The following is a 21,542-nucleotide window of genomic DNA, read 5'->3' as shown; positions in this document are numbered from 1 at the left end:
CAGTACAATGTTGAAAGATGCAGGATGACAAAACAAAAAAGTGAGCCAATTGCGCAATGTCTTTGCCCTCAGTTGATTTTAACAGTGGATGTCCGTCGCACACTCAATCCTGTTTTATTTCGTCAGATTTTGCAAACGCAATCTTTTGCTTGCGTTATTTTGTATGATTCGCAAGGGGAAAAAATGGGAGAAGAGCATTTGCAAAAGAGTGCGCAGCTCTACGTTTATGATATTCAGCACAATGGTGCAGCTTTGATTATTGCTGAGCAAAGCCGCGTCGTTGGCCGGATCGGGGCTGATGGTTTGCATGTAGAAGACCATTTCAATATTTCCAAAATTGTTGAAAACTTGAAAAAAGAACAGAAAATAATTGGTTGTGGAAATTTTCAAAATCGTCATTCTGCGATGGTTATCGCTGAAGCAGGGGCTGATTATCTTCTCTTTGGAAAATTAGGTGCTGATAAAAAACCTCGTGCGCATCCCCGAAATGTTCAATTAGCACAATGGTGGGCAGAGATTATGAAAACTCCCGCCATTATTCAAGCGGGGAGTGAATATGCGTTTTTTGATGAAGCTTTGGCAACAGCTTGTGAATTTATTGCCGTGGAAGAAATGATTTTTATGCATGAGGATCCTTTGAGGGTGCTTGATATGATGAAAGAAAAATGTCAAAACGCTTCTCTAAATACGGAGAGGTGAAAGTCATGAGTAGATTTTACGGGGTATTGATTCTGAGAGTAATCGCATGTGTGATGGCTTTTGTAAGCTCTACACAAGCGCAACAAGGAGAGCAGAGTGTAAATATCTCTCAAAATGTCGAAAATACTCAAGAGACTCAAAAAAATGTGTCGCCTTTACAAGTCGGTCAATATGATGAAGCCTATGATTATTACACCCAAGGCTATTATGTAAAAGCTTTTCGTGCAGCTCTCATGCGTGCCAAACAAAATGATCCGATTGCTCAAACTTTGATAGGGCGAATGTATATGGAAGGATATGTCGGGCCTGTTGATGGTAAACAAGCTGTTTTGTGGTTTAAGCACGCTGCAAATCAAGGAGACCCACAAGCACAGCTCCGCTATGGTTTGATGTTGTTTGATGGAACTTTCATCGAAAAAAATATAAATCTTGCCGAAGAATTCGTTCGAAAAGCGATGAATTCTGGCGTGAGAGAGGCTTATTTTTATTCTGGGCAAATTCACCTTTATAAAGCAATGCGCGAAAAAGAAGAAGCCGGCGAGGATAGTGTAAAAGAGGTTGATGTAAAAAATAAAGAAAATGAGAGCATAGAACAGGCTTTAATATGGTTCTTAAAAGGGGCTTCTCTTGGAGATCCTGAAGCAGCTTTCGCTGCTGCAAAAATTCTTTCTGTAGGAACTTTAACAATGCCAAAAAATGATGGTAATGCGCGCAGACTTTTGGAAGCTGCAGCACAAAATAAACATTTAATGGCTCAGGTTATTTTGGCACAATGGTTGCTGCAGGGACGTGGAGGAGAAAGCGATTTTCAACGTGCTTTTGATTTGCTTTTAGACAATGCGAATAAAAATATTGTAGTTGCACAGGTTAGTTTGGCAAGGCTTTATCGCGATGGAGTGGGGACATCCGAGGATCCCATTACGGCTGCTGCGTGGTATTTGATTGCAAAAAGCCAAAAAGCCAAAATTTCCGATCTTGAAACGATGATCGAGGGCATGGATGAGACTCAGTTGCAGAAAGCAATGCAGCAAGCAAAAAAACTGATTTATAGGCTTTAGAAGGTCTTTAAACCAAAATTTAAAGTTTTATAGTGGTATAAAATATTAATAGATTCAATAACACAATAGCTTTGATTTTTTGAAAAAATAAAATAAGAGCTCTCCTCTGTAATCATCAAATTGGAGATGAATAATGAAAATCAATGGGAATGAAATTCGACCTGGAAATGTGATTGAACATCAAGGAGGTTTATGGGTCGTTGTGAAATGTAATGCCGTTAAGCCAGGGAAAGGGGGCGCATTTAATCAGGTTGAAATGAAAAATGTGATCGATGGTACAAAACTGAATGAACGATTTCGTGCCGCTGAAACCGTTGAAAGAGTGCGACTCGAACAAAAAGATTTTACTTTCCTTTATCAGCAGGGGGATGTTTTGGTCTTTATGGATTCACTTTCCTATGAGCAGCTCGAATTGCAAAAAGATTTTGTGGGTGATCGCGCTGCTTTTTTAAAAGATGGTATGACCGTAACTGTTGAGCTCTATCAAGAAAAACCAATTGGGATATCACTGCCTGATCAGGTTACTATAACCATTGCTGAAGCTGATCCTGCAATCAAAGGGCAAACAGTGACGTCTTCTTATAAGCCTGCTATTCTTGAAAATGGGATTCGTATTCTTGTTCCTCCTTTCATTAATTCAGGAGAGCGTATCGTTGTGGATACAAATGAGTTGATTTATTTGCGTCGTGCAAATGAAAAGGGATAAAAAATAAAAGGATAAGAGATGGCTCATTCTGCAATCATGCATATTATGGTGCAGGCCGCTATAAAAGCAGGCCGTTCTTTGGTGCGTGATTATGGTGAAGTTCAAAATCTACAAGTTTCTTTGAAAGGCCCAGGAGATTATGTAAGCCGAGCAGATTATAAAGCTGAGAAAATCATTTTTACTGAATTGAGCAAAGCAAGACCAAAATTTGGGTTTCTGATGGAAGAGTCTCAGGAAATTATCGGAGAAGATTCTCAGCATCGTTTCATTATTGATCCTTTAGATGGAACAACAAATTTTTTGCATGGTCTTCCTTTTTTTGCTGTTTCAATTGCTTTAGAACGTCAAGCGCAGATCGTCGCTGGTGTTATTTATAATCCTATTCTTGATGAGCTCTTTACTGCTGAACGTGGTTGTGGGGCTTTTCTCAATGATCGGCGTTGTCGTGTGGCAGCACGGCGCCAATTGGAACATTGTATCATTGCGACAGGATTACCCCATTTGGGGCGTTCAAATCACGGAGACTACTTGGGAGAATTACGCAATGTAATGGCTGAAGTTTCTGGAATTCGGCGTTTCGGAGCTGCTTCTCTTGATTTAGCTTATGTCGCTACTGGAAGAGTCGATGGCTTTTGGGAAGATAATCTCCAAATTTGGGATATGGCCGCTGGACTTTTGATGGTTCGTGAAGCAGGTGGATTTGTCAGCGATAAAGACGGAGGACAAGATATTTTTGATAAAAAAAATATTATTGCTGGTAATGAAATTATTCACACTGAATTACGAAAAATCCTCAAAAAAGAAGTGTGATTTAAAGAACAAACTTTTTATAGAGAAAAGCAGTTTTTACCGAGAAAAAGAGAAGCGAGGCTTTGTTAAAAGTAAGTGTCTGGCGAGAAAATGGCGGTGGTTTACTTTCTTCGTTTAAGTGTCGAGCAACGGTATTTGATGGGAAGCACAAATCAGTTGGCACATATTGTTCAGATTTGATGCTTTAGGCTTCATTCTTTTGAGGATTTTCTTTTTTTATTTTTATGAGGTTCATTCGGTTTAATTTTTTGTGAAGTTTGTTCAGGTGAAAATTGGAGTTTAGCTAAACGCGCATAAATTCCATTTTGCTCAATCAGTTGCGTGTGAGTTCCTTCTTCAATAATAGAGCCTTGATCCATTACAAGAATACGATCTGCTTTTAACACCGTTGCTAAGCGGTGAGCAATGACTAAAGTTGTGCGATTTTTCATGAGTTCGTCTAAGGCTTTTTGCACCAACTTTTCATTCGTTGCATCTAAGGCTGATGTTGCTTCATCCAATAACAGGAGAGGGGCATTTTTCAAGATCGCTCGCGCAAGACCAATGCGTTGTTTTTGTCCTCCTGAAAGCATGATGCCTCCTTCTCCTACTTGAGTTTCAAAGCCCTGTGGTAAGGAGTCGATAAATTCAGATGCATTGGCTGCTTGGGCCGCAGCAATGATTTGTTCTTGATGAGGATTGTGAGCCCCAAAGGCTATGTTCTCGCGAACTGTTCCCTCAAAAATATCGATTTCTTGAGGAACGTAGGAAATCGAAGAACGTAAGTCATGAAGGGAAAGGCGGTTAATGTCAACGCCGTCAAACTGGATACGACCACTGATAGGATCATAAAAACGAAGAATAAGAGAAAAAAGGGTACTTTTCCCTGCACCCGAAGGGCCAACAAAAGCAACAGTTTCTCCTGCTTTGATGGAAAAAGATAAATCACGCAAAATCTTTTTTTCTGGTCTGGAAGGGTAGGTGAAATGAACACGATCAAAAATAAGAGACCCTTGAATGGGAAGGGTGCGTGATAAAGGAGATGCAGGCGTTGTAATGGTGGGTTTCTTTTGCAATAATTCAACAAGACGTTCTGCCGCTCCTGCTGCTTGCACTAATTCTGCGCCAATTTCCGATAATTGTGCAAATGTTGTTGCTGCAAAAACCGCATAGAGAACAAATTGGCCAAGCGTTCCCCCTGTCATGGTTCCGTGTAAAACATCCTGTGACCCAATCCACAAAATTGCGACAACGCTACTAAAAACCAGAAAAATCGCAAAGCCAGTGAAACAAGAACGAAGAATCACAGAAGTGCGGGCTGTTTGAAAAACGCGTTCAATCAGCATTGAAAAACGCTCAGAGATATCTTTTTCAGCTGTAAAAGCTTGGACCGTGCGAATGGCACTCACCTGTTCCGAGGCTAACGCATTGGCTTCTGCTAGGCGGTCTTGCGTTGTGCGTGTGCGTGTGCGCACTTTGCGTCCAAAAACAATCAAGGGAATGGCAATCAAGGGAATGGAAAGCAAAACCAATAAGGAGAGCTTAGTGTTTGTGATGACCATCATGACAATGGCTCCAATCACAACAATAAGATGACGCAACGCTGTAGAGGCTGTCGATCCTACCGCTAATTTTATTTGGGTTGTATCTGTTAAAAGACGTGAAATAATTTCTCCTGAATGGGAATAATCAAAAAAATCAGGAGAAAGGTGCAAAATATGTTGAAAAACATCACGCCGTAAATCAGCAATGAATCGTTCACCCAGTGTGATGACACAATAGTAACGGATGGCTGAAGCCAGAGCAAGCAGTAAAGCTAAGATAAATAAAATACCAAAGTAGAAATTCATTTTTCCATGGCTTGAAGCCGAAAAACCGTGATCAAGCATTTGACGAATAGCAACAGGCAAAGCAAGAGTAACACAAGCCGCAACCAATAAAGAGAGAACAGCGCAAATTATAAGCCAATTGTAACGTTTTATATAAGGGCTAAAAGCAGAAAAAGAATGTTTTATTTTGAAAGGATGCTTGGATTTTTCTGAGAGATTCAGGAATTTCATGGGGTTTTGCGTCTTTATTGGGTTAATGATAAAATTTAAATAGGTTCAAATATTTTGGACACTTGTTTTTTGATACGTGCTCAGCTATTGAAATTTTAATTTAACGAGTGTATCAAAAAGACAAAGAGAGCGCACTTAAAAAATACATAAAGTGCTATTTCGTTGCGTGGAAATAGAAAGTTTGTCGTATGAAAGCTAATATTCACCCTGATTATCATGTGATTAATGTTGTGATGACTGATGGAACCCAGTATACAACCCGTTCAACATGGGGCAAAGAAGGGGATACCCTGAATTTGGATATCGATCCAATAAGCCATCCAGCATGGACTGGAGGGTCGCAAACATTGGTTGATCGTGGTGGGCGTGTTTCTAAGTTTAAGAATCGCTTTGGGGGCCTTGGCTTTTAAAATTTCCAATTATCTGAAGCATAAAAAGGCATGAACTTTTCAAGAGCTCTGTTTTTGTTTGCAAAGAAAAAGGAAGCGCTTAATCTCTTCAGTCAAAAGAGAAGGCTTTATGGTGGAAAAAGCTCTATGATGAAAAGAGAAGCATAAAAGGTCTTTGAAAAATCGCAAAAATAAGAAAAAGACAAAGAGTCCTCATCCCTAAACTCAAGAAAAGTCCTAGATCAAAGGAAAAATTGCTAAAAAATTCTATGTATGAAAAACGAATATAAAAAAGCAGTGCTGTTTTCAAGCAATAAAGCAGAAAAGTCTTTCTGCACTTAAAAAGATTAAATAAAAATTCTTTCTTAACGGTCAAACTTCTTTTTAAAACAGAATGTTTGCACAGGATGGTTGCTCTTTTTTTCTTTTTGTTTTGCTTATGAAATTTTTGTTAACCAAGAGCAGAATAAAGAATTATGCCGACAGTTTTGCTAAAATTTCATCACTGACATCAAAATTAGCATAAACATTCTGCACATCATCATCTTCTTCTAAGGTTGAGATCAAACGTAAAACAGAAAGCGCTTTTTCTTCATCAACTGGTGCGAGGGTAGTTGCTTTCCAAATGGTTTTAATGGATTCTGCTTCGCCAAGTGTGTTTTCAAGAATCTTCGAAACTTCACCAATATCTTCAAAGGCACAAAAAATGTGGTGACCTGTTTCTTCCGATTGTACGTCTTCAGCCCCTGCTTCAATGGCTGCTTCCATAATGGTGTCAGCGGTTCCAGATTCAAGTTTATAGATAATTTCACCAATGCGATTAAACATAAAGCCAACGGAACCTGTTTCTCCTAAGGCGCCTCCTGATTTTGTGAAAGCAGCACGGACATTTGAAGCAGTACGATTGCGGTTATCGGTTAAGGCTTCAACAATAACAGCTACACCGCCAGGGCCATATCCCTCATAGCGCACTTCATCATAATTTTCAGCATCACCCCCTGAAGCTTTTTTAATCGCTCGTTCAATATTATCTTTTGGCATTGATTGAGCTTTTGCATTTTGAACTGCGAGTCTTAAACGCGGATTCATTGTTGGGTCAGGAGAGCCTTGTTTGGCTGCGACCGTGATTTCACGTGCAAGTTTGGAAAATATTTTTGAACGCATCGCATCTTGACGTCCTTTACGGTGCATAATATTTTTAAATTGTGAATGGCCTGCCATGGCTTACCTTTTTGTTGGATGATCAAACACTTTCTTTTTGTGGGATAAATCTACCATAAAAAAGAACAAAGAGATTAAAGAAAATCTTTATAAAAAAATTCTTCTCAAAGGTAAAGACATTCTGATCATGATTGTTATGTATGAGAGAGATCTCTTGTCGTGAGCCAAAAATCAGGATATAAAGATCATGATTTCATGGTTATTAAGTGATTTGTTTTGTGTGTCATCTTGTTAGAAGGGGTGAAAATCTTCTATTAAAAGGTTATAGTACTTCAAAGTTTCAGAGTGGGCAGTAACCTGCCTCAAAAAGAGGTCGATAAAAGGATATAATAAATATGTCAATGCAACTTTTGATGCCCAAAGCAACAGCTGTTTGGTTAGTCGATAATACAGCGCTTTCTTTTGATCAGATTGCCGAGTTTTGTCAATTACATGTGTTAGAGGTCAAAGCAATTGCTGATGGTGAAGCAGCACACGGAATTAGAGGTTTGGATCCTATTAGTTCTGGTCAGTTAACACGGAGTGAGATCGCACGTGTCGAAGCAGATCCAAAAGCGCGATTAAAAATTTCTGCATCAAAAGTACAGGTTCCTCAAACGAAGCGCAAAGGTGCACGCTATATTCCTTTATCTCGGCGTCAAGATCGTCCCAATGGGATCTTATGGTTGATTCTCAATCATCCTGAATTAAAAGATGCGCAAATCGCACGATTGATTGGCACAACTAAAGGAACTATTGAGCAAATTCGTAACAGAACCCATTGGAATAGTAATAATTTAGTTCCTCTGGATCCCGTAGGCTTAGGGTTATGTTCGCAAATTGATTTGGATTTTGAATTGCAACGGGCAGCAAAAAATCTTCCTCTGCCTATGGAGGGAGACAAAACTTTACTCCCGACATCAGTGACAGAGAATGCTACTCTTGATGAGAGTGAATTTGAAAAAACTTTTGATAAGAATCTCGATGCTGATACGGTGTTTGCTAAACTCAATGCTTTGCAAAAAAAATCTCAAGAAGAGGGACAAGAATAAAAAATGAGCAAAGCTGTAAAAGGAAAGCAGAAAATCTTAGAAAAGCTGAAGAGAGAGACTGGAAAGAAAAATGAGCGAAAAGCTCAGTAAAAAATATACCAAATATGGAAGAAGAAAGAGAAAATAAAAGAGGGCAAGCTTTTATTTCGAAAAGATTATAAAAAGTAAGGCATGATATTTATGATAATGGTAAAATAAGGAGAACTGGTTTATGAATTCTCTTCGAAATGTTATCCACTATCCACTCGCGGTAGTCTTTTGTTTGTTGTTAACTTTAATTGGTTGTGGCAAAAAGAATATTGACACAACAAACTCTCTCAGTAATTCTGGTTTCAATAATGTACAGGCGGGTTCGTCACAAGACTTCACTGTTAATGTTGGGGATCGCATTTTTTTTAGTTTGGATTCCTCTTCTATTGAATCCGATGCCGAATATGTTTTAGCACGTCAAGCAGAATGGTTGCTTCGTTATCCGCACTATTTTATTACAATTGAAGGCCATGCCGATGAACGCGGAACGCGTGAGTACAATCTAGCTCTTGGACAACGTCGTGCTGTTGCGGTGCGTGATTATCTCATTTCTTTGGGTGTATCTTCCCAGCGAATGAATACGGTCTCTTACGGAAAAGAAAGACCTGTGGCGATTTGTGATAATATCTCTTGTTGGAACCAAAATCGACGTGCTGTTTTAGTCGTTAATAATACGAGAAGTCATTAAAAGACAGATAAAGGGCTAAAAGAGACCAGTAAGTGGGCCAGTAAGTGGGGATGAGTAAAGGAATACAGTGCCGGGGAAGAATACAAGAGAGAAGTAAATATAGGCAAAAACAGAAAGGGAACAACAGAGTGGAAAGTTTTCTCTTCATTTGAGTTCTATTTATGCGCTTTTTTGTACAATATTTGAAAAATTCTTTTCTTCCCTTTTCCTTCAGATAAAAAAATATTCTATGCTTTTTCAAAGCAAAAAGTCTATCAGTGTGTTTGCGCATAACAGCATAATAAAAAGGAAAAAAGCATTTTTTATCAACAAGTTTATCAACAAGAAAGTTCTTTATTGTATCCATAATCCCTTATGTATAGGATTCTCGGTAGGTGTATCAGTTTTTAAAACTGTAAAGAAAGTCGATGTGGGAGGGGATTAAAGAGAATGTGACGGTCAGATAATGATCCACGGAATGATTTTCTAGGGAAAATAATCAAAAAGCAATTATAAATAATACGGGAAGTCATTGGAGACAGCCCTAAGGCAAAGAGGCGCATTTTTTCTACAATGCTGTGGAGGGTTTCTGTTCCATATGCTATATAATAATCGCTGTGACTGAAGATTTTCATTTTTATCTTGAGGATAAAAGAATTTATACGCCATTCATTTAGACGCCATCATTTAAGGAAGTGTTCTGAATTCAATTCTTTAAGAGATGCAACGTGAGTGTTCTGTTGTAGCAACTTGGGGTATTTTTGTAGCTCTTTGGGTATTCTGTTGAAGCTATAGAGTGATAAAAAGAGTTTTACAAAGCGCTATCCTCTTTCATGTAGGGTTGAGAAGTCAAAATATTTTATGATTCTGAGATTTTACTGATCTTAACGAGGTATATAATGGATTGATCAAAAGAGTAAAGTTCATGATACCTTGGAGATAAATCAAAAGAGACTAAAATATTGGAGGTGTTTGTGTCAGTGCTTTCAATGAGGAGTGAAGTCGTTCTCAGTGTCCATTAAATTAGCAAAAAATCTTTTTAAAAAAACAGACTTTGCTCATTGTCAGAAATTGATTCTAGGGGTTTCTGGAGGGGGTGATTCATTAGCTTTATTGTTTTTGGTCAAAGAGCATTTAAAAACATTGCCCATTGCTCCAGAGGTGATTGTTGTAACAATTGATCATCAATTACGTGAAGAATCAGCATATGAAGCAGAAAATGTTGCAAAAATTTGCCATGCCTTTCAGATAAAACATATCATTGTACGATGGGAAGGCAAAAAACCAAAAACAAAAATAAGCGAAAAAGCGCGTATTGCGCGGTATGATTTGCTGTTCAAAGAAGCACAAAAACAAGGTGCAACACTGATTATGACAGGGCATACGCTCAATGATCAGGCTGAAACTTATCAAATGCGTGTTCAACGGAGTCAAAAGAAAACAGAAGCGGCTCAACACGAAACTCCAGAAATGCCATGGAAAGATAGGGAAAAGGATAAGGCGCCTGCAAATGAAGAAATGGAGATATCAAAAGAAAATAGTCACAAAAGGTTGGCCCAAAAGGACGAAGAAAGATATGAGCGCGGTTTATCTTGTATGCCAAGGGAAGCTTTGTTGTATGGCAAAGTGCGTTTGATTCGCCCATTACTTGGGGTTAGGCGTAAAACGTTGCGTGCTTATTTGTCTTTGCGGGGATCAACATGGATTGATGACCCAACAAATGAAGATTTAAAATTTGAACGTGTGCGTGTGCGTCATTTTCTTCATCAAAAAAAGCTTACGGAAATCGCTCAAAAAGTTCATAAAGCTGCAGTGCACCGTCGGGTACAAGCGCAAAAGGTTGCAGATTTGATCTTAGCCTTGGATATCACTGTGGAGTATGGGCACTGTTTTATCGGAAAGCCCCCTTGCTTTTTACAGCAACATCATGCTTTTCCCTTTGTTGTTGGGCTTTTTATTGTTTTAATGGGGGGAAGCTCATATTTGCTGTCTTCTCAAAAGTTGGCTACTCTGGATCAAAAATTATGTTTACATGATCTGGAAAAAAAACGGTTTACTCTGGCTGGGGCGGTTATTGAATATAGCCGAAAAGGACTTGCTATATGGCGCGAAGCACGTCATATTCAAAAAGCAATTATTGCTCCGGGAGAAACTTTTATATGGGATCAGCGCTATCAAATTATTAATCATGATACAACGGCCATATGCGTGGGGCCTGCGGATTTACTTCATCTGAAAGATTGTCTCAATCAAGGTAAAGGTGATCTCGAAGTTCCCCATTTTCCTTCTTTGCAAACGTTGGTGATGATTTCTAATGAAAAAGGAGTTGATATTCCAGAATTGACACATCATTTTTATTGTCAACGCAATATTATAATCAAACGCATTATGGCGCCGTTTCATTGGTTGGTGTCACAAGAAGATGCACCGATTGTCGATGTTGTAGGATCTTTCTTCAATTTTAATTGAGTAAAAAATTAAGATTTAAAGAAAAAAGGGGAAAAGACGAGGAAAAATCATTTTAAAAGATAATAAATAGTTCTTATATCTTGGCAAGGAAGAAACAAGATTATATGTTGAACGCGACTCTTAAGAATCTCTATTTAAATAAATGGGCTTAATATGAATTCCAATTATCGCTCCCTTTTGATTTGGGGGATCATCGCTGTTGTTTTAATTGTGTTATTTTCTCTTTTTAATGGAGATAGCCAGCGCTCTGGAAATACCGAAATATCTTATTCTGAGTTTTTACAGAAAGTTGAGAATGGCGAGCTTAAAGCTGTAACTATTCAAGGGCAAAAGTTAGTAGGAAAGACTGTAGATCAGAGAGCGATCTCAACCTATGCACCAAGAGATCCAGGGTTGGTGCAAAAATTGGAAAACAAAAAAGTCAATGTTAAAGCTATTCCAGAAAGTTCTGGAAATAATATCTTTCTTAATTTACTCTTTTCGTTGCTTCCCGTTATTATTATCGTTGGGGCGTGGATTTTCTTTATGCGACAGATGCAAAATGGATCACGCGGCGCTATGGGTTTTGGGAAGTCAAAAGCAAAATTGCTTACAGAAGCGCATGGAAGAGTCACCTTTCAAGATGTTGCTGGTGTTGAAGAGGCTAAGCAGGATTTACAAGAAATTGTCGATTTCTTACGGGAGCCACAAAAATTTCAGCGTTTAGGTGGACGTATTCCACGCGGTGTTTTGCTCGTGGGGCCTCCAGGGACAGGGAAAACTTTGCTTGCTCGTTCTGTTGCAGGGGAAGCTAATGTGCCCTTCTTTACTATTTCTGGGTCGGATTTTGTGGAAATGTTCGTGGGGGTTGGAGCAAGCCGTGTTCGTGATATGTTTGAACAAGCCAAAAAAAATGCCCCTTGTATTATCTTTATCGATGAAATTGATGCTGTAGGGCGTCATCGTGGTGCAGGATTGGGCGGAGGAAATGATGAACGCGAGCAAACATTAAATCAGCTACTGGTTGAAATGGATGGGTTTGAACCCAATGAAAGCATTATTTTAATTGCTGCAACAAACCGTCCTGATGTACTCGATCCTGCTTTGTTAAGACCTGGGCGGTTCGATAGACAGGTCGTTGTTCCAAATCCTGATGTATCCGGACGGGAACAAATTTTAAAAGTGCATGTGCGGAATGTGCCTCTGGCTCCTAATGTTGATCTGAAAATATTAGCAAGGGGAACACCAGGATTTTCCGGAGCTGATTTGATGAATCTTGTCAATGAAGCCGCTTTAATGGCTGCAAGCCGTAATAAAAGAGTGGTGACAATGCAAGAGTTCGAAGACGCCAAAGATAAAGTGATGATGGGAGCTGAACGTCGTTCAACTGCTATGACACAAGAGGAAAAAGAACTCACAGCCTATCATGAAGCAGGGCATGCTATTGTAGCTTTGAGTGTTCCCGTTGCTGACCCCGTTCATAAAGCAACAATTGTGCCAAGGGGAAGAGCTCTGGGCATGGTCATGCAATTGCCAGAAGGGGACCGTTATTCTATGAGTTATCGTTGGATGGTTTCACGTTTGGCTATCATGATGGGGGGAAGAGTTGCCGAAGAGTTGAAATTTGGAAAAGAAAATATCACCTCTGGAGCAGCATCTGATATTGAACAAGCAACAAAGTTAGCACGAGCAATGATCACACGATGGGGATTTTCCGATATTCTCGGAAATGTTGCTTATGGCGATAATCAAGATGAGGTTTTTTTAGGGCATTCCGTCGCAAGAACACAAAATATCTCTGAAGAGACAGCCCGTATGATCGATGCTGAAGTGCGTAAGCTGATTGATGATGCTTACAAAAGTGCAACAAAAATTTTGAAAGAAAAAAAGAAACAGTGGTGGGCTATTGCTCAAGGTTTGTTGGAATATGAAACATTAACAGGCCAAGAAATTAATGATATCATTAAAGGCAAACCTCCTGTTCGCTCACAAGCAAGTGAGAAGCAAAGTTCGCGATCTTCAGTTGTGCCTAAAGTAGGGAAAAAAGGAAAGAAAAATACTCTCAGTCTTGAAAAAGAGAGTCAGACTCACAAGGGCGAGACCAGTGATGCTGAAACAAAATCACAAAGCAAAAAAAATAAAACTGAAGCAAATAAATCTGATAAAGCTGAAACAGGAAATATCTCTGCAAATAAAGAAAAAGCTACAGAAAAGTCTCATACTTCTGAACGAAAGAAAAAACAAACTCCTGCTAATGATGCTTAGTCAAAACACATCATTATTAAAGCTCTATGAATCATAATTCCAAAAATCTATTAAAATTCTTCAGAGAATTTTAAGGGCAGGAAGAATATCGTTTAGAAGAATAAAAGGTATGAGGTTGGGTTTAAAAAAATCAGTGAGGAAAAAAGAGAAGCGTTGCGAAGGAGGATGCAGTAAAAGCTGGAAGAAAATTAAGATTTTTGAGAGATAAAATTATTAAGGGAGAGTATAGAACTCTTAAGAGCTCATTCATAATGATATATCTTCAGTAGAATGGGAAAAGGTTCTCTTGATAAGAGATTTTCTTCTTTATTTTAAAAATAATCAAAACGTAAAAATTGCAGTATGTGGGAGCTGTAAGAGAAGTATCTATGTAAAAGGAAAAAAATGGCACGAAAATATTTCGGTACAGATGGAATTCGAGGGAAAGCCAATCTTTTTCCTATGACACCAGATTTTGCTATGAAAATAGGAATGGCAGTGGGTGTTCTCTTTCGCACAAAAGAACAGTCACATCGCGTGGTCATTGGAAAAGACACACGTTTATCTGGTTATATGTTAGAAAATGCTTTGGTTTCAGGATTAACTGCTGCTGGAATGGATGCTTTCTTATTAGGACCGGTGCCAACCCCTGCTGTTGCTATGTTATGCCGTTCATTACGTGCTGATTTGGGCGTGATGATTTCCGCTTCGCATAATCCCTTTTATGATAATGGTATTAAACTTTTTGGTCCCGATGGTTTTAAACTGTCCGATGAAATAGAAATAAAAATTGAACAATTGGTTGAGACAGACCTTTTACACTCTTTAGCAGAATCTTCAGAAATCGGTCGTGCTAAACGTGTGGAAGGGGATATTTATCGTTATATCGAATATGCTAAACGAACTTTGCCACGCGATGTACGATTGGATTCTTTGCGTATCGTTGTGGATTGTGCCAATGGCGCCACTTATAAAGCAGCGCCACGCGCATTATGGGAATTAGGAGCAGAAGTCTTTGCAATTAATAATGAGCCAACAGGCTTTAATATTAATCAGAAATGTGGATCAACGGATCTCACGTCTTTAAAAAGAAAAGTGCATGAAGTACGTGCCGATGTTGGAATTGCTCTTGATGGTGATGGTGATCGGGTGATCATGGTTGATGAAAAAGCTCAAATTATCGATGGGGATCAAATCATTGCTGTTATTGCTGAGCATTGGTATAAAACGCAACGGTTGCAGAATAATGGAGTGGTTACAACCATTATGTCAAATCTAGGGCTTGAGCGTTTCTTAAACAGCAAAGGATTGGAGCTCATTCGTACAAATGTCGGAGATCGCTACGTTGTAGATGCTATGTGTCAAAAAGGATACAATGTGGGTGGAGAGTCTTCTGGGCATATCGTCTTAAGTGATTTTGGAACAACCGGTGATGGATTGGTTGCTGCCTTGCAAATACTTGCTTGTATGCAGCAAAATCAGGTTTCTATGAGCCACTTATGTCAGCGTTTTGAAAGTGTCCCACAAATTTTAAAAAATATAGCAATTAAAAATAAAAATATATTGCAGAAATCTAAGGTCAAAACTGCAATCGATTGCGCACAGAAACGTTTAGGAAAAGATGCACGATTGGTGGTTCGTTCCTCGGGAACTGAACCATTAATTCGCATAATGGCTGAAGGCGACAATCAAAAAGTCATTGAAGAGATTGTTGCAGAGATCAGCGATGTTCTTGTGCAGCATGATGGCACTAAAGCAGTGCAGTGAAAAGAGCGGAAAACTTTTGAGACAAGAGTGTGCTTTGTTCTGTTTATTGCTGTAAATTCTTATACACAAGGCCATAAATTTGTGCACAATGCCGTCAATTTATGTGAGAGGTGGGAAAAAACTTATCCTTTTGCTTGTGTGTTTATCTTTTGCAGAGAGAAATCTCTCATTCTTTTTATATGAGTAAGAGAGGCTATAGCTATTCTATCAATTCTCTTCTTATGATGAGCAAAGGAAGATATGAAAATGTAAAATCATTCAATAAAAATGCTTTATTGTTATAGGTATTGAATATGGAAAGAATTTTAGAATACTCCATTGGAGAAACAGATATTCTTGTGGTGAAAGAGAATTCTCTTGTTGTCTTTGAAAAAAATGATCTATCAAAAACAGTGATATGCTTGTGGACAAAGTTTGTTGTGTGATAACAAGCCGAAGAGAATGTATCGTTGGTCCTAAAGAAAATGTTCTATTTGTTGGATGGATCTTATTCTAGTTACAGAAAATATTAAAGTGATTACAGGTCGAGTATTTCTGAAAGCAAAGGGTCCGTTTGTCAAAAAGGATTCAGCTTGAAAAGAATTCCTTTCGAAGAGGGTTTTGGGTGAAGAGCAAGCATTTTTTGGATGTGCGAAAAGCACCCCCCCTTCTTTCTAAGGGAGGTCTTTTTTATTTTTTTTTCCAAAGAAAATAAGTCATAAGCCCGAGAAGAGGCCCCCCTAATTTAACAAGAGGAAAATGTTTGTTTAAGAGCGTAAGGCTGGAAAGGGCCGAAGTTGTTATAAGCTCATGACGCTGTTTTTCCCACTGCTTCTGGTGATTGTGACGATAAGACGATTTTAAAAGCTTGCAAAGAACAGCGCTGAGTCCTGCAACAAAAAGCCATATAAAAAATAATGTACTTGCTGCTGCAAGAGGAGACATCACCAAACATAATGCAAGAAAACCTATGATGCATAAAAAGATCAGAGCTATAAATAATGCAATTCCAATAATCCCATAGCAAAATGTTTGGATTTGGATTTTCTTGACAGTGCTTTGGATCCCTCCACCAACAAGGTGGCTCAAAAGGGGTGCGATCACTTTATACATTGGTTAACGGCGCAACAAGTGAGAAAGAATAAAACCAATTCCTGTCGCAATGAGAAGAGCTTTGCCAGGATGATCACGAACATGTTGGTTGACCGTTTTTTCTAGATCATTATACTTGCTTTTCGCTTGTGATAGGAGTTCTTCACTATTTTCCTTTGCTGAACTGTAAAGTTGTTCGGCTTTGTTTTTTGCTTCATTCATTTTGTTGGAACCAAAGTCACTCACGGTTGAGGTGATGCTTGCGATTTCATTACGTAATTGATCCAGCTGTTTTTTTAGTTTTTTTTCTGTATCTGTTTTGTTGTTTGTTTTATTATTTGCCATAATCATTGTTCTTTCTATTGACTTATATTGTACAGAGTATTGATATTATTTGACTGAAATAAAAATCTAATAGTCATGTTTTGTAACGTCATAAAATCTTCTTGGTTCCCTGGTCTATTAAGGAAGAGTCTTTTTAGGCATCATTCTAAGAAAAATGGGGGAGAGGTGTTTCTTAAAAAACTTTAAAGAAGAGTTCTCTGCAAAAACAAGATATATCTTCGATACATGGAATGATGCCAGTGGGAATGATGCCAGTGGGAATGATGCCAGTGGGAATGATGCCAGTGGGAATGATGCCAGTGGGAATGATGCCAGTGGGAATGATGCCAGTGGGAATGATGCCAGCGGGAATGATGCCAGTGGGAATGATGCCAGTGGGAATGATGCCAGTGGGAATGATGCCAGTGGGAATGATGTCAGCGGGAATGATAATGCGAGATTTTCTTTATAAGAGAGAAAAAAGAAATATAAATGATATCTAAAAAATCTTCTTGATAATAAAAAAGATTAATCGTAAGTAATAAAAAAATAATGATTTGTTTTTTTTCAGATTTATACATTAAAAAAAAGAGTATAAAAATTAGTCAAAGAGTATAAAGAGTAGTCAAGAAGTATAAAAGGGGAAATAAAAAATTTAAATATAAGGGTTGGGAATATAATATGACATCTCCTACAGTTCCTTTAGAAAACGATACTAGTGCATTATCAATGCATGATTTTTCTCCTTTTTCAATGTTTATGGCTGCTGATTGGGTTGTAAAAGCTGTTATTATACTTCTATTGTTGGCTTCTCTTCTTTCCTGGACAATTGCTTTTGTCAAGATTGTTGAACTCACTGTTGCAAAATATAAAGCACGGCGCGCTCTTCAATTAACGAATAACGCTCAAACACTTACGGAACTCATAGCAAACTTTAAAGAGATTAAAGGAACTTCTGTCTTCTTTTTGGAAGAAACACTCAAAGAAATACATCTGTCGTCACAACAGTCTCATCTTATGAAATCCGAAGATTTACACAAAAATAAAGGCAAAGTTTTTTCTTATGATATCCTTTCTTGTGGACAGATCGATGGAGTGAAAGAACGCATTCATTCACTTTTATCACGCTCTTTGTTCGCTGCAACGCGGCGTATTGCTTGCGGAAGTGCTATTCTTGCAACGATTGGATCTGTGGCGCCCTTTGTTGGTCTTTTTGCAACCGTTTGGGGAATTATGAATTCCTTTATTGGAATCGCAAAGTCCCAAACAACACGGCTGGATGTGGTTGCACCCGGAATTGCTGAAGCTTTGCTGGCAACAGCTATAGGGCTTTTTGTAGCAATTCCTGCTGTTATTATCTATAATGGTTTTATACGTGTTCTCAATGGATATCGAAATGATTTAGCCGATATCGCAGCAGCGATCGAAAGGCTTGTAAGTCGTGAATTCGATAGGCAACAACAGAACAAAAATTATCAGTTTAGCTATGAAAACAGATCAGTATGATAATTGGGAAAACAATGAAGAAGGCATCTATAGCGAGATTAATGTTACGCCTTTCATTGATGTAATATTAGTGCTGTTGATTGTGTTTATGGTTGCTGCGCCTGTGGCAACATCGGTTCTTCCTGTTCAGTTGCCTACTCTTACTCATACTCAAGTCCCTGTTGTTCCTCAGACTGATGAGCCCATTTATATTACCTTACAAAAGGATCATGCTCTTTATGTTGGGGAAAATCACACCAGCAAAACAGAGTTGATTCATCTTTTGTTGCAGAAAACGCAGCGTAATTTCGAAACAAAGATCTTAATTCGAGCAGATAGCGAAATCGATTATGGAGTTGTTGTAGATCTCCTTAATCAAATCCGAATGGCTGGATATACCAAAATCGGTCTTGTAGGGCTCCATAAAGCTGCAACAATTGCTTCTCATCACAGGGTAAGTGAATCTCTCGAAGAGGATGATTGAATGCATTCTAGGATGCTTGTTTGTTCTAGAATGTATGCTCGGCATTGCGCTGGGATGCTTGGGAGTGTGGAGCCTATCTCTGAGGATTCTGAGGGATCTAAGGCAGAGGGAATCGCAGAGGGAGTTTTTGTATCGGTCTCTCTGTAGAGGCGTGTGAGGGCAAGAGTGTTGCCCTGAAAAAAAAAGAGGAGTGCGTGCGTTATTCTTGTCCTGTTGAGCCAAAACCTCCCGTGCCGCGATCGTTCGGCATGGTTTGGAAAGAAGCAGAGAGGGACTCTTCTTGAGTAGGATCAAATTCACAAACATTAACCTGGATAACTGGGGCAATGACCGTTTGTGCAATGCGCATCCCACGATGGATGGGGAAGTTTTCTTGCCCTAAATTAATCAGAAGGACTTTGACTTCACCACGGTAATCACTATCAATCGTTCCGGGAGTGTTTAGGCAAGTGATGCCATGCTTTAAAGCAAGGCCAGATCGTGGACGGATTTGTGCTTCGTACCCTGGAAGAAGGTGAAAGATAAAACCTGTTGGTATGAGAATACGCTGTCCTGGGATGAGATTCACAATTTCTTCTGGGGCAAGAGCAGCCCGCAAATCAAGACCTGCAGATCCGGCCGTTGCATAATGGGGAAGGTCAAGCCCCTGTCCGTGATCAAGGCGTTGAATCCGAAGAGGAAGTTTTTGTACAAGGTGAGAAAAAGTGTCTTTTTGAGCAGTCCGAGGAGGGGTGCTTGAAGAATGAGGCATGGCAAGGAATTCCCAAAAAATAAATCAAGTTCATATCCTAACAAAAGCCTTTTTACAAAACAAGCAAATATGGTTTTGTTCAATAAAGAGATCCCATGTTTTTGGATCAGATTGTGCCAATAAAAACCCCTGTCGCAAAAACTAAAATGCCACCCAGGATAATCTGAAGAGAAGCACGTCGTAAGGGAATCGACATGAATTTATTTTGGATCCAAACAATAGCCCCTAACTCAAAAAATACAATAATGAACGCAATAAATGTCGCTAAGAAAAAAGAGTCAATTAAATAAGGAATCGTATGCCCTAAACCACCAAGCATTGTCATCAGACCGCAAGCAATCCCTCTTTTTATAGGCGAGCCACGGCCCGATAATTTACCATCATCGTGAAGAGCTTCTGTAAGTCCCATCGAAAGACCAGCACCAATAGAAGCCGAAAGACCCACTAAAAAAGTTTTGTATGTATCACCCGTCGCAAAAGCGGCTGCAAAAATAGGGGCAAGAGTGGAAATCGAACCATCCATTAACCCAGCAAGGCCGGGTTGAACCCACGTTAAAAGAGTTCTCTTTTGATGAGGAGTAAGGGGGGATTGATCTGTTTCTACAGAAGGTTGAGAGGGAGACTGAGCAGGAGAAAAAGATGAAAAAGCGGGGCTTTCAGGCGATGAACCTAAGGTTCCTGCATTGATATGGCATGAAAGGTTAAGTAATTGCTGGTGATGTTGGAGCTCATTGTGACTCATGGTAGCAAGAATTAAAGCTTGAGTGGGACAAGACGATTGTAACGCTTTTGCATACTTTAAATATAATGCGGCATGGTCCTTTTTTAATTGGGTCGCATGAGCAACAATTTCTTGTGCTGTGCAAGAAGAACAGACCTTCTGAGGTGTAGATGAAAAGAAGTGCTTAGACATTGGACTCATATAATTAGTTTTAGAATTATTCTAAAATATAAAAAGAAAATAATGAAAATCAATTCAAAAACTTTATTATTGAAGTAAAATTTTTGTAGAGGGAAATTTCCTTTGTAGAAAAAACGAGGATAAGTCGGTAGAGAAACCCCATAAGATATCTTATAGGATGAAAATCTTTTTTGCGGAATGGACACTCTTGGAGACGCTTTCTGTTGGAGGAAAAGTGGACTCTTAAAACGTTCAGGGACGAGCGTCAGGGGCGAGCATCAAGGGCGAATGTCAGGGGCGAGCATCAAGGGCGAATGTCAGGGGTGAGCGTCAAGGGCGAATGTCAGGGGCGAGCATCAAGGGCGAATGTCAGGGGTGAGCGTCAAGGGCGAATGTCAGGGGCGAGCATCAAGGGCGAATGTCAGGGGTGAGCGTCAAGGGCGAATGTCAGGGGCGAGCATCAAGGGCGAATGTCAGGGGTGAGCGTCAAGGGCGAATGTCAGGGGCGAGCATCAAGGGCGAATGTCAGGGGTGAGCGTCAAGGGCGAATGTCAGGGGCGAGCGTCAGGGGCGAATGTCAGGGGTGAGCATCAAGGACGAGCGTCAGGGGCGAATGTCAGAAGAAGAGCATTTTCTATCTGATCTATTTTGTGATGAAAAAAGGTAGCAAAAAATGCATGAAGGAAGTGTCATCTATAGCCCTTTTTTTCTTATTGATTGTAATGATGCAGGATAATGAAGAGCTGATGGAAAAAAGATTGTTCTAAGGAAAAATTTTCTCGGGTGGTGAACAGAAGAACGATGAAAAGGGGAGGATTTTGTTTGTATAAGGTGCTTTTTCCTTTGTATTTTTATGGTTTTTGATGTTTCGTGAGAATTCCTTTTGAAGCAACAAAGAAGCTGATAAACATTAAAAACGAACTAGCAACAGCATTCCATCCAGCAAAGGAAAGAAACAAAAAATATCCGGATGCTTGATTACAAGAGGGAGAGTGAAAAGCGTTTAATTGATTTAAAAGTTGAGAGGCCTCTTTTATGATCATGGGAGAGGAGGAACTACAATTGTTCGGAGCATCCCAAAAGCGATATTCAGCACCTGCGTGGTAGATTGCTAAGATAAAGCTGATAACCATGAATATAAAAATACCCCAGAATAAAGAGCGTATCCAAGCAGAGAAGGGGAAAAATCGTGTTGATAAGGCAGCAATGCTCAAAAATATAAGAGAGCCATAATAAGGCAAGCGTTCAATGACGCACAATTTACAGGGAAGAATGCCAACAATATATTCAAAGACAAGGGCAATACTAATGGGAATCAATAAAAATATGGCGAGAATAAAAATCCATAATTTTTGCTCTTCACTCTTTAGTGTACAGTAAAGATGTTGGGTCAAAGAACAGGGGAAAAAGGTCATTG

The 21,542-nt window shown here is 39.2% G+C and carries 21 protein-coding genes; 14 read left to right on the top strand and 7 right to left on the bottom strand.

What is annotated here, in order from left to right; genetic code table 11:
• The first annotated feature begins 24 nt into the window (after positions 1-24).
• The 4 genes from ACJTDF_RS05990 to ACJTDF_RS05975 all read left to right on the top strand — a co-directional run bounded on the left by ACJTDF_RS05990 (position 25) and on the right by ACJTDF_RS05975 (position 3,273).
• A complete protein-coding gene (locus ACJTDF_RS05990) occupies positions 25-699 on the top strand; it encodes a thiamine phosphate synthase (protein ID WP_407965381.1) in 675 nt (224 codons plus the stop codon).
• Between the two features lie 5 nt (positions 700-704).
• The gene (locus ACJTDF_RS05985; RefSeq protein ID WP_407965380.1) at positions 705-1,757 is read left to right on the top strand and encodes a tetratricopeptide repeat protein; all 1,053 of its coding nucleotides are present in this window, start codon (positions 705-707) and stop codon (positions 1,755-1,757) included.
• 133 nt (positions 1,758-1,890) lie between these two features.
• Positions 1,891-2,463, top strand: a complete 573-nt coding sequence (efp, locus tag ACJTDF_RS05980) for an elongation factor P (protein WP_249674557.1) — start codon at positions 1,891-1,893, stop codon at positions 2,461-2,463.
• A gap of 18 nt (positions 2,464-2,481) precedes the next feature.
• On the top strand, positions 2,482-3,273 hold the full coding sequence (locus ACJTDF_RS05975; protein ID WP_407965379.1) for an inositol monophosphatase family protein: 792 nt from the start codon (positions 2,482-2,484) through the stop codon (positions 3,271-3,273).
• A gap of 191 nt (positions 3,274-3,464) precedes the next feature.
• On the opposite strand, the gene ACJTDF_RS05970 is transcribed toward ACJTDF_RS05975, so the two are convergent.
• Positions 3,465-5,312, bottom strand: coding sequence for an ABC transporter transmembrane domain-containing protein (locus ACJTDF_RS05970; RefSeq protein ID WP_407965378.1), 1,848 nt, complete (start codon positions 5,310-5,312; stop codon positions 3,465-3,467).
• A 188-nt stretch (positions 5,313-5,500) separates the two neighbouring features.
• On the opposite strand from ACJTDF_RS05970, the gene rpmE reads away from it, so the two are divergent.
• Entirely contained in the window at positions 5,501-5,722 is a 222-nt protein-coding gene (gene rpmE, locus ACJTDF_RS05965; RefSeq protein WP_407965377.1) for a 50S ribosomal protein L31, read from the top strand.
• A gap of 453 nt (positions 5,723-6,175) precedes the next feature.
• Here rpmE and ACJTDF_RS05960 read toward each other — a convergent pair whose 3' ends face one another.
• Positions 6,176-6,922 (bottom strand): YebC/PmpR family DNA-binding transcriptional regulator, encoded by a 747-nt coding sequence (locus tag ACJTDF_RS05960; protein ID WP_407965376.1) that lies wholly within the window; start codon positions 6,920-6,922, stop codon positions 6,176-6,178.
• A 335-nt stretch (positions 6,923-7,257) separates the two neighbouring features.
• Between ACJTDF_RS05960 and ACJTDF_RS05955 the strand changes: the two genes are divergently transcribed.
• The 5 genes from ACJTDF_RS05955 to glmM all read left to right on the top strand — a co-directional run bounded on the left by ACJTDF_RS05955 (position 7,258) and on the right by glmM (position 15,109).
• Positions 7,258-7,953, top strand: a complete 696-nt coding sequence (locus ACJTDF_RS05955; protein ID WP_407965375.1) for a DUF1013 domain-containing protein — start codon at positions 7,258-7,260, stop codon at positions 7,951-7,953.
• 211 nt (positions 7,954-8,164) lie between these two features.
• Positions 8,165-8,671 (top strand): peptidoglycan-associated lipoprotein Pal, encoded by a 507-nt coding sequence (gene pal / locus ACJTDF_RS05950; protein ID WP_407965374.1) that lies wholly within the window; start codon positions 8,165-8,167, stop codon positions 8,669-8,671.
• A 990-nt stretch (positions 8,672-9,661) separates the two neighbouring features.
• Positions 9,662-11,119 carry a tRNA lysidine(34) synthetase TilS gene (gene tilS / locus ACJTDF_RS05945; RefSeq protein WP_407965373.1) on the top strand — a complete coding sequence of 486 codons (1,458 nt, stop codon included), beginning with the start codon at positions 9,662-9,664 and terminating at the stop codon, positions 11,117-11,119.
• A 153-nt stretch (positions 11,120-11,272) separates the two neighbouring features.
• A complete protein-coding gene (ftsH, locus tag ACJTDF_RS05940; RefSeq protein WP_407965372.1) occupies positions 11,273-13,363 on the top strand; it encodes an ATP-dependent zinc metalloprotease FtsH in 2,091 nt (696 codons plus the stop codon).
• A 384-nt stretch (positions 13,364-13,747) separates the two neighbouring features.
• On the top strand, positions 13,748-15,109 hold the full coding sequence (glmM, locus tag ACJTDF_RS05935; RefSeq protein WP_407965371.1) for a phosphoglucosamine mutase: 1,362 nt from the start codon (positions 13,748-13,750) through the stop codon (positions 15,107-15,109).
• 669 nt (positions 15,110-15,778) lie between these two features.
• On the opposite strand, the gene ACJTDF_RS05930 is transcribed toward glmM, so the two are convergent.
• Both ACJTDF_RS05930 and ACJTDF_RS05925 read right to left on the bottom strand, forming a co-directional pair.
• Entirely contained in the window at positions 15,779-16,201 is a 423-nt protein-coding gene (locus ACJTDF_RS05930; RefSeq protein WP_407965370.1) for a hypothetical protein, read from the bottom strand.
• Positions 16,202-16,204: 3 nt separating this feature from the next.
• Complete coding sequence (locus ACJTDF_RS05925) at positions 16,205-16,525, bottom strand: YqjD family protein (protein ID WP_407965369.1); 321 nt, start codon at positions 16,523-16,525, stop codon at positions 16,205-16,207.
• 230 nt (positions 16,526-16,755) lie between these two features.
• Between ACJTDF_RS05925 and ACJTDF_RS05920 the strand changes: the two genes are divergently transcribed.
• The 4 genes from ACJTDF_RS05920 (at position 16,756) to ACJTDF_RS05905 (ending at position 18,620) form a co-directional block, all read left to right on the top strand.
• The gene (locus ACJTDF_RS05920) at positions 16,756-17,007 is read left to right on the top strand and encodes a hypothetical protein (RefSeq protein ID WP_407965368.1); all 252 of its coding nucleotides are present in this window, start codon (positions 16,756-16,758) and stop codon (positions 17,005-17,007) included.
• Between the two features lie 178 nt (positions 17,008-17,185).
• Positions 17,186-18,010: a tonB-system energizer ExbB gene (gene exbB, locus ACJTDF_RS05915; protein WP_407965367.1), complete on the top strand. Its 825-nt coding sequence runs from the start codon at positions 17,186-17,188 to the stop codon at positions 18,008-18,010.
• Positions 17,991-18,473: a biopolymer transporter ExbD gene (locus tag ACJTDF_RS05910; RefSeq protein ID WP_407965366.1), complete on the top strand. Its 483-nt coding sequence runs from the start codon at positions 17,991-17,993 to the stop codon at positions 18,471-18,473. The genes exbB and ACJTDF_RS05910 overlap by 20 nt, the downstream gene beginning before the upstream one ends.
• On the top strand, positions 18,474-18,620 hold the full coding sequence (locus ACJTDF_RS05905; RefSeq protein WP_407965365.1) for a hypothetical protein: 147 nt from the start codon (positions 18,474-18,476) through the stop codon (positions 18,618-18,620).
• Between the two features lie 52 nt (positions 18,621-18,672).
• On the opposite strand, the gene dut is transcribed toward ACJTDF_RS05905, so the two are convergent.
• From dut to ACJTDF_RS05890, 3 genes are all read right to left on the bottom strand, one after another.
• The gene (gene dut, locus ACJTDF_RS05900; protein WP_407965364.1) at positions 18,673-19,224 is read right to left on the bottom strand and encodes a dUTP diphosphatase; all 552 of its coding nucleotides are present in this window, start codon (positions 19,222-19,224) and stop codon (positions 18,673-18,675) included.
• 106 nt (positions 19,225-19,330) lie between these two features.
• Positions 19,331-20,137 carry a hypothetical protein gene (locus tag ACJTDF_RS05895; RefSeq protein ID WP_407965363.1) on the bottom strand — a complete coding sequence of 269 codons (807 nt, stop codon included), beginning with the start codon at positions 20,135-20,137 and terminating at the stop codon, positions 19,331-19,333.
• An 839-nt stretch (positions 20,138-20,976) separates the two neighbouring features.
• Complete coding sequence (locus ACJTDF_RS05890) at positions 20,977-21,540, bottom strand: disulfide bond formation protein B (protein ID WP_407965362.1); 564 nt, start codon at positions 21,538-21,540, stop codon at positions 20,977-20,979.
• Between the last annotated feature and the right edge of the window lie 2 nt (positions 21,541-21,542).

The organism is Bartonella bennetti, from assembly GCF_045945445.1.
GTDB lineage: Bacteria > Pseudomonadota > Alphaproteobacteria > Rhizobiales > Rhizobiaceae > Bartonella.
The sequence above is the reverse complement of the archived record's forward strand: the minus strand, read 5'-3'. Positions and strand labels throughout refer to the sequence as shown.